Raw genomic sequence first — 11,235 nt, forward strand, 5'->3', positions numbered from 1 at the left:
GGGAATCAGGACCCGGGTCGCGAGTTCCGCCTCGATGGTGCCGTTCATGGTCCCGTAGGCCGCGACAATATCGAAATAGACCATCGGCGCCAGGGCTCCGGTGTCCTCGTAAACGATAGCGGCGGGCGGATTCGGGTTGTCCTGGTCAGCCAAGCGGGACTCTCCTGCGTGATGGTTGCGGCTCAGGCCACACCTGTACGCGAGTCGACTGCCCCGCCATAGCGGCGTCGCCGGGGGCGCCTGCTCAGGGCTGGTAGCCCCTCACCTTGAGCCAATGCGCGCGATGCTCGGTCTTGAGCCAGTTCTGGATCGATTGCTCATCCAGGAAGCCGGTCACGTAGTCGATCTTTCCGCCGGGGCAGTGGCACTTGATCTGCCAATCGCCGTGGAAAACCTTCTCGGATTCAAAAATTACATTTGTGTCTGTCATCCCGCCGATATGCGCCCGCGGTTAGTCCAAACCAAGGCGGAAGCGCCGCCACGATCAAGCCGACCCATCCCGCGGCCGCAACACCGGGATTGAAGCACGTCGACCAGCCGCGCTGCTTCCCGATCATTTCCAGGCGAAAAATGCGCTACCGCAGGAAGACCAACTGCATGCCGTATACCTTTCCTGCATACGGCAGGGCGCTCGTGCAGCCCTCTTCCATCCGCGTGACGCAGCGGAAGCTGTGCCGGCGCGCCATCTCGATGACCGCTGCTTCCTTGATCGTCCGATGGGGATGGGATACCGCGCGGTCCTTGTAGCCTTCGGGAATGGGACCGCCGCCGTTGGCGAACAGCCTCGAGCGTTGGACGCGATAGATGTCTTGGTCCGCGAACGAATTGCGCATCAGGATAACGCAGCGGCGCGCCGAGGCAAAAGCCGCGGACAGGATTCCGAGCGGGTCGTCGGTGTATTGCAGCGTGCCGCTGCTGAAAAATATGTCGCACTCGGCGGGCGGGGTGCACACGAAGCTCACCGGACCCTGGCCCTTCATCATCGCAACCATCGCGGGGTTCTCGACGACAGTGTAGGTCGCGCGTGGAAAGGCGGCGAGAAAATCCACGCCCACGTCCCCTGTGGCACCGCCGAAATCGACGACGGACAGATCGGGTTTCCCCCAGGCGAGCGCGATCAGGTACAAGAGGTTTGTGCGCAGCAACGCGCCGTCGGCGGACCCGCGCCGGCGCCGCGCGACCTTGAAGGCATTCAGCGCCTTGTCCTCATAGGAGGAAGCCGCCGCGCGGGCCGCCGACCAGGAGCCGTAGGGGCGTCCGCCGCGAAGCAGATCGACAAGGATGGGCGGCGTCAGACCCTTTAGCACGCTTCGCAACGTCATCTGCGCCTGCCCGCACGCGGTGCGGGCCTCGATCGCCTCAAGGGCTACGACGAGACCCGCGATTACACTTCCGCTTCCGCAACCCAAGGTAATGCAAGTCGGCCAGCAGGGCAAGAACAAAAAGTGAACAAAAGGGGCAGTCAGATCAGCACGGGTAGGGCGCGCAGTCAGCCCCGCTTCTTCTCGATCACGTCCCAGATTTTCGCCGCGATATCCGGGCCGCCGAGCCGGGCGATGGCGCGGATGCCGGTCGGCGAGGTGACGTTGATCTCGGTGAGATTGCCGTCGATGACATCGATGCCGACGAACAGGAGGCCGCGCTCGCGCAATGCAGGTCCCAGCGTCTCGCAGATTTCGCGCTCGCGCGGGGTGAGGTCGGTGGCCTGCGCGGCGCCGCCGCGCACCATGTTGGAGCGCAGATCGTCGGGCGCCGGCACCCGGTTGACGGCGCCGGCGAATTCGCCGTCGACCAGGATGATGCGCTTGTCGCCATGCTTGACCTCGGGCAGGAAGCGCTGGATCACCCAGGGCTCCCTGAACGTCACCGAGAACATGTCGTAGAGCGAGCCGAAATTCATGTCCTGCGGCATCACCCGGAACACCGCCGCACCGCCATGGCCGTGCAGCGGCTTCATCACGACGGCGCCGTGCTCGTCGCGGAAGGCGTTGATTTCCTCGAGGTCCCTGGAGATCAGCGTCGGCGGCATCAGATGCGGAAAATCCATCACGAAAATTTTTTCCGGCGCGTTGCGCACGCTGGCCGGGTTGTTCACGACCAGCGTCTTCGGGTGGATCCGTTCCAGGAAATGCGTCGAGGTGATGTAGGCGAGATCGAACGGCGGGTCCTGCCGCAGCAGGATGACGTCGAAAGCGGCGAGCGGCTCGCGGCGCGGCTCGCCGAGCGTAAAATGGTCTCCGGGCTCGTCGCGCACGGACAGGATCTGCACCGGCGCCACCAGCTCCTCGCCCTTCAATGAAAGCTTGTCCGGGGTGTAATAGGACAGCCCGTGGCCCCGCTTCTGCGCTTCCAGCAGCAAGGCAAAAGTCGAATCGCCTGCTATGTTGATGCGCGCGATGGGGTCCATCTGGACGGCGACGTTCAATTTCATGGGTGGGGGTCCGCGGGTTGTTTGAAGGCTAGCTGTTGGGATCGAGTTTCAAGGGCTGGCATCGAACGCCGCTAACAGATGGCGCGGCAAGCGTCTCGGCGCAATCAGCATGGCGTCGAAACGCAGCTCGAATTCGGCATGCTCGGGATGCGCCATCAGCCAGGCTTCTGCCGCCGCGATGATCCGCGCCTGCTGGCGCGGCGTCACCGCATAGGCGGCCTCGTCCAGGCTGGCACGGGCCTTGACCTCGATGAAGGCCACGAGGCTGCGCCGCCGCGCCACGATGTCGATCTCGCCATGGGGCGTGCGAAAACGCTTTGCCAGGATGCGATAGCCCTTGGCCATCAGAAAGGCGGCGGCGCGGCTCTCGGCGGAGAGGCCGGTGCGGAAGGCCGCGACCCGCGCCGGCGAGGCGAGTCTTGCCGGCTTGTCCGACGATGCGGCGCCGTCAGTCTTCGCCATCGTCGCCTCCGGCGGCGTTGTTCTCCTTGGCGAGCTCCAGCGCGCGGGCATAGATCTCGCGGCGCGGCCGTCCCGACAGCTCCACCGCATGCGCCACCGCATCCTTGACGCTGTCGCGCGCCAGCGAAGCCCGCAACAGATCGTCCACCGCACCGTCCGTCATGGTCTGCGCGCCCGCTGCCGGCGGGCCGATCACCAACACGAATTCGCCGCGCGTCTCCAGCGCGTCGGCCGCTTGCGCGAGTTCGGTGAGCGGCGCGCGCCTGACTTCTTCATGCATCTTGGTCAGTTCGCGGCAGATCGCGGCGTCGCGTCCGCCCATGATGCCGGCAAGATCGCGCAAGCTATCCTGCACGCGATTGCCGGATTCGAACATGACAAGCGTGGCGTCGATCCGCGAAAGCTCGGTCAGCCGCGCGCGGCGCGCGGTCTGCTTCGGCGGCAAGAAGCCTTCGAAGAAGAAGCGGTCGGTGGGCAGCGCCGCCACCGACAGCGCCGAGAGCACCGAGGACGGGCCCGGCAGCGCGATCACCGGAAAGCCGGCGGCGCAGACCTCGCGCACCAGCTTGAAGCCGGGATCGGAAATCAGGGGCGTGCCGGCGTCCGACACCAGCGCGATCGACGCGCCCTGCGCAAGCTTCTCCAGGATTTTCGGCCGCGCCAGCGCGGCATTGTGCTCGTGATAGGGTTTCAAGAGCGCGGTGATGCCGTAGCGCTCGGTCAGCCGTCGCGTGATGCGGGTATCCTCGCAGGCGATGATGTCGACGCCGGCCAGCGTTTCCAGCGCGCGAAGGGTAATGTCGCCGAGATTGCCGATCGGCGTGGCCACCAGATAAAGCCCGGGAACCGGCTTCGGCGCGCTCAGGACATGGCCGCCGACGGCAAAGTTGCGGCTTGCGGGTTCCGCGCCCTCGGGGTTCTTGCCATCAGTCCTATTTATCGGGAGAGTTTTTGCGCGCATAGTCACAATCTAGAGGGAACACAGAGTTTGCGCCACGATGCTGGCATCAGGAATACCGCGCCGCACGACGATTGAGGGAACCGGGGCGAGCCACCCGGCCCGCACGCCGCGGCCATAATCCTTTTGTTTTGGTTAACTATTCGCCGACAATATGCCTGAATCCCTCCCCCTGATCGTTGTCAGGTGGACGTCCTGGCCGATGTCGGTCGGTCAAGAGAAGAGATGCGATGGTGGGGCCGCTCGAACCCAAATCTACGCCTGCCAAACCCGGAGCGTCCGGGGCCACCCGGCGGACGGCGGTCGGCCTGATCCTCGGCGCGCCGCTGCTTTCGGCCTGCGCCGGCGTGCAGCAAAGCCTCAGCTCGTTCAGTTCGAAACCGGAGCCCGGTCCCGCGGGCCCGACGCAGCAGCCGCTCGCGGTCGGCACCGGTCAGGTCAAGGTCGGATTGATCCTGCCGCTGTCGGCGGCCGGCAATGCCGGCGTCGCGGCGCAATCGATGAAGAACGCCGCCGAAATGGCGCTGGCGGAATTCCAGAACCCGAACATCCAGCTCCTGATCAAGGACGACGGCGGCAGCCCGCAGGGCGCGAGCCAGGGCACGCAGCAGGCGCTCGACGAAGGCGCCGAGATCATTCTCGGTCCGCTGTTTGCATCGTCGGTGCCGGCAACGGCACAACTGGCCCGCGCGAAGGGCGTATCCTGCATCGCGTTCTCGACCGATTCGAGCGTGGCCGGACGCGGCGTCTATCTCCTGAGCTTCCTCCCGGAATCCGACGTCAACCGGATCATCGAATACTCCGCCGGCATCGGCAAGAAATCCTTTGCGGCGCTGCTGCCGGAAAATGCCTATGGCAACGTGGTGGAGGCGACCTTCAAGCAGGCGGTCCCCCGCCGCGGCGGACGCATCGTCGCGTTCGAGAAGTACGGCGGCGATCGCGCGGGCCCGGCGCGCACCGTGGCCCAGGCGCTCGGCTCGGCGGATGCGCTGTTCATCGCCGACGACGGCGATTCGGTGGTGGCGGTGGCGGATGCGCTGACCGCGGCCGGCGCGAATCTGAAAAACATCCAGCTGCTCGGCACCGGTCTGTGGGACAATCCGCGGGTCTATGCGAACCCGTCCTTGCAGGGCGGCCTCTATGCCGCGCCGGACCCTTCCGGCTTCCGCAGTTTCTCCGGCCGCTACCGAACCAAATTCGGCGGCGAGCCCGTGCGCACCGCGACTCTCGCCTATGACGCGGTGGCGCTGGTCGCGGCATTGGCGCGAACGCAGGGGCCGCAGCGGTTTTCATCGGAGACTCTGATCAATCCATCGGGCTTTGCCGGCATCGACGGCCTGTTTCGTTTTCGCCCCGACGGCACCAACGAGCGCGGCCTCGCCGTGATGCGCGTGGCCACGGGCGGCGGCGTTCCGGTCGCGGGTTCACCGAAGAGTTTTGGGGCGTAACTCTAAGCCGCCAGATCCGCCACCACGGCATCGAGCACCGGAAATCCGGCTTGCGTGACGCGCAGCCGCCCGCTGTCATCGACGACGATGGCGCCCTCTTCGCGCAGCACGGCGATGCGGCGCGGATCGAGCGCGCGGCCGGAGAGCGCGGCGTAACGTCTGGGATCGATGCCTTCCGCCAGCCGCAGGCCCATCAACAGGAATTCGTCGGCGCGCTCTTCGCTGTTGAGGAGATCGTCGGTGACGACGCCGTGGCCGTTGGCTTCGACGCGCATCAGCCACGCCTCGGGGCGCTTCTCGGTCGCGATCGCGTGGCGGACGCCGTCAATATCCAGCCGGCCATGCGCGCCGGGACCAATGCCGGCATATTCCTCGCCGCGCCAGTAGATGAGATTATGTTTGCATTCGGCGCCCGGCCGCGCGTGATTGGAAATCTCGTAGGACGGCAGGCCGTACGCCGCACAGACTTCCTGCGTCACATCGTAGAGCGCGCGCGCCAGCGCCTCGTCCGGCGTTTTCAGCTTGCCCGCGGCGTGCAGGCCGAAGAACGGCGTGCCCTCTTCGATGGTCAGCTGATAGAGCGACAGATGCTCGGCGGCTTCCGAGATCGCGCGTTTCAATTCGGCCGTCCACATGTCCGGCGTCTGATCGGGGCGGGCATAGATCAGGTCGAACGAATAGCGCTCGAAGATCCTGCGCGCGATCGCCACCGCATCGAGCGCTTCGCGCGCGGTGTGCAGCCGTCCCAGCGCCTTCAGCGAGGCGTCGTCCAGCGCCTGCACGCCGAGCGACACCCGGTTGACGCCGGCCGCGCGATAGCCGGCAAAGCGCGTGGCCTCGACGCTGGTGGGATTGGCCTCGAGCGTGACTTCGACATCATCAGCGACGCGCCAGTGCTTGGCAATCGCATCGAGAATCGCGCCCACTGTTTGCGGCTTCATCAAAGACGGCGTGCCGCCGCCGAGAAAGATCGACGATACTTCGCGGCCCGGTGCGCGCGCCGCCGACGTCCCGATCTCGCGGGCGAAGGCGCGCGCGAAGCGTTCCTCGTCGATCGGCTCATGCCGGACATGGCTGTTGAAATCGCAATAGGGACATTTCGACAGGCAGAACGGCCAGTGCACGTAGACGCCGAACGCTTCCTTGTTGCCCTCTCCTGCTTGCGGGGGAGGGTTTGGGTGGGGGCTCGCGGCGCTAGTCAAGGCAGATCTCCGCCAGCTTTACAAAGGCGCGGGCGCGGTGCGACAGCCCGAGTCCCAGCGGCGGCAGGCCGTGCTTCTCGAGAGAGGTCATCTCGCCGAATGTACGGCTATGACCGTCCGGCATGAACATCGGATCGTAACCGAAACCGGCGGTGCCACGCGGCGGCCACACCAGGGTTCCGTCGGCGCGCGCCTCGACTTCCTCGAGATGACCGTCGGGCCAGGCGACGCACAGCGCGGAGACGAAATGCGCGCTTCGTTGCGAAGGCTGCGTTGCGCCACGTTCCTGCAGCAAGCGTTCGATCCGCGTCATCGCCGCGTTAAAATCCTTGCCCTCGCCGGCCCAGCGCGCGGAGAAAATTCCGGGCGCGCCGTCGAGTGCCTCGACCACAATGCCGGAATCGTCGGCGAAGGCCGGCAGGTGCGCGGCCTCTGCCGCCGCGACCGCCTTGATCCTGGCATTGGCGACGAAACTGTCGCCGGTCTCCTCGGGCTCAGCCAGGCCGAGCTCCCCGGCCGAGATCGCCTCGACGCCGTGCGGCGCCAGGAGTTCCCGCATCTCGGCGAGCTTGCCGGGATTGTGGGTCGCGATCACGAGCTTGCCTGTTATTCGGCGATGCATGCTTTCAATCTGGTTCGGCCTGGGCGCGATCCGAAATCACGCCACGGCCATTTTCTGGAGGTCCACCAGCCGCGCCACGCCCTTCTTCGCCAGCGCCATCAGCGCCAGGAACTCGTCTTGCGAGAACGGCGTCTTCTCGGCGGTGCCCTGCACCTCGATGATGCGCCCGTCGCCGGTCATGACGAAATTGGCGTCGGTATCGGCCTCGGAATCCTCGGCATAATCGAGGTCGAGCACCGGGGTGCCGTTGTAGATGCCGCAGGAGATCGCGGCCACGTTGTCGCGCAGCACGTTGGTCTTGAGCATGTTGCGGGCCTTCATCCAGGAGATGCAGTCGGCGAGCGCGACCCAGGCGCCGGTGATCGCGGCGGTGCGGGTGCCGCCATCGGCCTGCAGCACGTCGCAATCGACGGTAATCTGGCGCTCGCCGAGTGCGGCGAGGTCGACGGTGGCGCGCAAGCTGCGGCCGATCAGGCGCTGGATCTCGACGGTACGGCCGTTCTGCTTGCCGGCGGAAGCCTCGCGCCGGGTGCGCTCCAGCGTCGCCCGCGGCAGCATGCCGTATTCGGCCGTGACCCAGCCGCGGCCCTGGCCCTTGAGCCAGGGCGGCAGCCGCTCTTCCAGCGTGGCCGTGACCAGCACATGGGTGTCGCCGAATTTGACCATGCAGGAACCCTCGGCGTATTTGACCACGCCGCGTTCCAGCGACACGGCGCGCAGTTCATCCGGCGCACGGCGGCTTGGGCGCATTGAATCCTCCAGAATTCGGCAAAAAGCTTTGGCTTGCGGTGCTTGTAGGTGGGGGAAGCCAGAGCGGCAAGGCCTTTAGCTACCAATCGCCGCTTGTAACCGGCCCGCGAGATGGACAGATTAGGGGGAGTTTGAGGGAGTAATTTGTGGCCCATCACGATCCGATCGGTCTGATCGCGCCGAATGCCGGGCTTGCCCAGCTCAACGAGCGCTCGCGCGAAATATTTCGTCAAATCGTAGAGAGTTATCTGGCGACCGGCGAGCCGGTCGGTTCGCGCAACATTTCGCGCCTGATCGCGGTACCGCTGTCGCCGGCCTCGGTGCGCAACGTGATGGCCGATCTCGAGCAGCTCGGCCTGATCTACGCGCCGCATACCTCGGCGGGAAGGCTGCCGACCGAGCTCGGCCTGCGGTTCTTCGTCGACGCCCTGATGCAGGTCGGCGATCTCACCGATGCGGAGCGCCAGTCGATCCAGAGCCAGCTTGCCTCCGTCGGCCGGGCGCAGTCGGTGGAAGCCGCCCTCGGTGACGCGCTGACGCGGCTGTCCGGCCTGACGCGAGCGGCCGCCGTGGTGCTGACCGCGAAATCCAATTCGCGGTTGAAACACATCGAATTCGTGCGGCTGGAGCCGGAGCGCGCGCTGGTGGTGCTGGTCAGCGAGGACGGCCAGGTCGAGAACCGCGTGCTGACGCTGCCGCCGGGCGTGCCGTCATCGGCGCTCACCGAAGCCACCAATTTCCTCAATTCGCGGATCAGGGGCCGAACGCTGGCCGAAGCGCGGCTCGAACTCGAAACCGCGTTGACGCAAAACCGCGCCGAACTCGATCAGCTGACGCAGAAGGTCATCACCGCCGGGATCGCGAGCTGGTCCGGCGGCGCGAACGACGATCGCCAGCTGATCGTGCGCGGCCACGCCAACCTCCTGGAGGATCTGCATGCGCTGGAAGACCTGGAGCGAGTGCGGCTGTTGTTCGACGATCTCGAGACCAAGCGCGGCGTGATCGACCTGTTGGGCCGCGCCGAGCGCGCCGAAGGCGTGCGGATCTTCATCGGCTCGGAAAACAAGCTGTTCTCGCTGTCCGGCTCCTCCACCATCATCGCGCCCTATAGCGACGCCGCCGGTCATATTGTCGGGGTCCTCGGCGTGATCGGGCCGACCCGTCTTAACTATGCCAGGGTGATCCCGACCGTGGACTACGCCGCACGCATCGTCAGCCGGATGCTGGGCGGCTGACGCCCCCGCAAGGCGGGTTGCGCTTGATTTTTGGCGGCTAAAGCACGATATCCCGGCCCAGCACCCCATTCATTCCAGGCGATTTCTGAGAGGACAGTCGATGACCGATCCCAACCGGCAGAGCGGCGAACCGGTGAACCCGGGGCAAGGGCCGGAGCCCGTCATTTCCAAGCCATACATCATGCCCGACGATCCGGAAGTGGGATCGGTCGAGGCGCTGGCGAAGGAAGCCGCGGAATCGCGGGACAAAATGCTGCGGACGCTGGCGGAAATGGAAAACCTGCGCAAACGCACCACGCGCGAGGTCGCGGACGCGCGCGTCTACGGCATCTCAGGCTTCGCGCGCGATGTTCTCGATATCGCCGACAATTTGCAGCGTGCGCTCGATGCGGTTCCGGCCGAGGCCAAGGCGTCCGCCGATCCCGGCCTGAAGGCGCTGATCGAGGGCGTCGAACTGACCGAGCGGTCGCTGCTCAACACGCTGGAGAAAAACGGCGTCAAGAGATTCGACCCCGCGGGCGAGAAGTTCGATCCAAATTTCCAGCAGGCGATGTACGAAGTACCCGACCCCTCGGTGCCCGCGGGAACGGTGGTCCAGGTGGTGCAGGCCGGTTACACGATCGGCGAGCGCGTGCTGCGCCCGGCGCTGGTCGCGGTCTCCAAGGGCGGCGCCAAGGCCAGCGGCCCCGCCAACGGCAACGAGCCGAACAACGCCGCCTGATCGCCAATCAAGTCCTTGATCAGCCGCGCGGCTGGATCCCGTCGCGCACGGCGCGGAAGCGCGGAAACGCCGTCGTCCAGACGTCGCGCGGGGCGCTTCCGAGGATCCGCATGGTGCTTTGGCCGCCGAAGCGCAGCCATTGCACCACGGTGACCGGGGTATTGTCCTTGCCGCTGGTGGCGTCGACGCGCGTTTCATAGCCGGCCATGCCGTCGATGCGGATCGGTTCGGACACCGTGATCCGCGCGTCGCGGATGCCGGGGATCGTGGTTGCCGCCTGCTGGGCGAACCGGCCGCGATCGTCGGGCTGCGCCGGCGTCGATCCGATCAGGCCGATCACCATGAACGGGGCGGTCTCGAAGCCCTTGGTTTCGTCGCCGTCGCCGAGGATGATGGCGGCGCCAGGCGCCAGCGTACGGACATTCTTGAAATCGCCGAGGTTGTTGACCTTGAACGGCAGCAGCGCGAGCTGTTCGTCGACCGGAACTTCCTTGCGGGTCACGGCGGAGGCAAACATCTGCCGCACGGCCTCGTCGGTGTAAATCTTGCCGGCATTCTCGGGGACCTGCACGGCGATATAGCCGGAGAAGGTGCCGCCCGGCAGGATCATCGAATAGCGCCGCACATTGGCGGCGCCGTCCCTGGCGCTTTCGGCGGTGTAATAGGCAAGGCCGACCGCCGTCTCGATGCTCTCGGGCTTGATGCCCCCCGCGCCGGCCGGATTGGCCTTGAAGGCATTCGCGACCTCGCCATAGGCCTCGGCCGGCAGCTCCGTGATCAATACCTTGACGCCATGGTCCTCGGTCTCGAATCCGACGAATGACTTTGACGGGACGAGGCCCACCAGCGGCGTCAGGCCGACCCGCATACCCGGCGGAAAAACCGTGTCCGCGGCCAGCACGGGAGGGGCGGCAAGGCACGCGCTGGCGACCATCAGGGCAACCGCGGCGAATAGTCGAATGGGATTCATGAAATTTCTACTGGGTTTGCATTGAGGCCGTTCAATGGTCGGCCGGCAGCGGCCCCCTAGCGGGGCCCGTAAGCTTGGGTGTCCTGCTTTTAACGGTTTTGAGGCCCCGGCAACAGGCCATCAGAGCGTTTTCAGGCGAGGCCTGCCCCTGGCTTGATCCGGGCGAGATCCGCAGGCACGTATCGTCCGGCCGGTCCCCGTGTCGGAGCGGACACTATCTTTCAAGGGGCGGGGTTTTCATGGGCCAACGTTGCGCTCCGGTCCTTGCAGGCATCCACCCCCCTCCTATATGAGGCTCACCGTCGCAATATCGCGAGCATTTGATCGTTTGGGGGTCTGGATTGGTGCGCCGTCAGGGCCCAGCCAACCTGCCGCAAAAAGAAGGATATGAGGACCATGGGAAAGGTCATTGGGATCGATCTCGGCACCACGAATT

At 65.8% G+C, this 11,235-nt stretch carries 12 protein-coding genes; 3 read left to right on the plus strand and 9 right to left on the minus strand.

What is annotated here, in order from left to right:
• Positions 1-244: 244 nt before the first annotated feature.
• The 5 genes from QZ213_RS16955 to rsmI form a co-directional block, all read right to left on the minus strand.
• Positions 245-430, minus strand: a complete 186-nt coding sequence (locus QZ213_RS16955; RefSeq protein ID WP_291687241.1) for a hypothetical protein — start codon at positions 428-430, stop codon at positions 245-247.
• A 145-nt stretch (positions 431-575) separates the two neighbouring features.
• On the minus strand, positions 576-1,322 hold the full coding sequence (locus QZ213_RS16960; protein ID WP_291687242.1) for a hypothetical protein: 747 nt from the start codon (positions 1,320-1,322) through the stop codon (positions 576-578).
• A 167-nt stretch (positions 1,323-1,489) separates the two neighbouring features.
• Positions 1,490-2,431: a glutathione synthase gene (gshB, locus tag QZ213_RS16965; protein WP_291687243.1), complete on the minus strand. Its 942-nt coding sequence runs from the start codon at positions 2,429-2,431 to the stop codon at positions 1,490-1,492.
• Between the two features lie 48 nt (positions 2,432-2,479).
• A complete protein-coding gene (locus tag QZ213_RS16970; protein ID WP_291687244.1) occupies positions 2,480-2,893 on the minus strand; it encodes a YraN family protein in 414 nt (137 codons plus the stop codon).
• Complete coding sequence (gene rsmI / locus QZ213_RS16975; RefSeq protein ID WP_291687245.1) at positions 2,880-3,854, minus strand: 16S rRNA (cytidine(1402)-2'-O)-methyltransferase; 975 nt, start codon at positions 3,852-3,854, stop codon at positions 2,880-2,882. Before rsmI ends, QZ213_RS16970 begins: the two co-directional genes overlap by 14 nt.
• Positions 3,855-4,081: 227 nt before the next feature.
• On the opposite strand from rsmI, the gene QZ213_RS16980 reads away from it, so the two are divergent.
• Positions 4,082-5,299 carry a penicillin-binding protein activator gene (locus QZ213_RS16980; RefSeq protein WP_291687246.1) on the plus strand — a complete coding sequence of 406 codons (1,218 nt, stop codon included), beginning with the start codon at positions 4,082-4,084 and terminating at the stop codon, positions 5,297-5,299.
• A gap of 2 nt (positions 5,300-5,301) precedes the next feature.
• On the opposite strand, the gene hemW is transcribed toward QZ213_RS16980, so the two are convergent.
• The 3 genes from hemW to rph are packed head-to-tail and all read right to left on the minus strand — an operon-like array spanning position 5,302 to position 7,873.
• Complete coding sequence (gene hemW, locus QZ213_RS16985) at positions 5,302-6,501, minus strand: radical SAM family heme chaperone HemW (RefSeq protein WP_291687247.1); 1,200 nt, start codon at positions 6,499-6,501, stop codon at positions 5,302-5,304.
• Positions 6,494-7,123: an RdgB/HAM1 family non-canonical purine NTP pyrophosphatase gene (gene rdgB, locus QZ213_RS16990; RefSeq protein ID WP_291687248.1), complete on the minus strand. Its 630-nt coding sequence runs from the start codon at positions 7,121-7,123 to the stop codon at positions 6,494-6,496. Before rdgB ends, hemW begins: the two co-directional genes overlap by 8 nt.
• Positions 7,124-7,159: 36 nt before the next feature.
• On the minus strand, positions 7,160-7,873 hold the full coding sequence (rph, locus tag QZ213_RS16995; RefSeq protein WP_291687249.1) for a ribonuclease PH: 714 nt from the start codon (positions 7,871-7,873) through the stop codon (positions 7,160-7,162).
• A gap of 146 nt (positions 7,874-8,019) precedes the next feature.
• On the opposite strand from rph, the gene hrcA reads away from it, so the two are divergent.
• Both hrcA and grpE read left to right on the plus strand, forming a co-directional pair.
• Positions 8,020-9,108 carry a heat-inducible transcriptional repressor HrcA gene (hrcA, locus tag QZ213_RS17000; protein WP_291687250.1) on the plus strand — a complete coding sequence of 363 codons (1,089 nt, stop codon included), beginning with the start codon at positions 8,020-8,022 and terminating at the stop codon, positions 9,106-9,108.
• Positions 9,109-9,208: 100 nt separating this feature from the next.
• Positions 9,209-9,829, plus strand: coding sequence for a nucleotide exchange factor GrpE (grpE, locus tag QZ213_RS17005; protein WP_291687251.1), 621 nt, complete (start codon positions 9,209-9,211; stop codon positions 9,827-9,829).
• 19 nt (positions 9,830-9,848) lie between these two features.
• Here the strand turns inward: grpE and QZ213_RS17010 are convergent, their stop codons facing one another.
• A complete protein-coding gene (locus QZ213_RS17010) occupies positions 9,849-10,799 on the minus strand; it encodes a hypothetical protein (RefSeq protein ID WP_291687252.1) in 951 nt (316 codons plus the stop codon).
• Positions 10,800-11,235: the final 436 nt, after the last annotated feature.

The organism is Bradyrhizobium sp. (genome assembly GCF_017881085.1).
Taxonomy (GTDB): domain Bacteria; phylum Pseudomonadota; class Alphaproteobacteria; order Rhizobiales; family Xanthobacteraceae; genus Bradyrhizobium.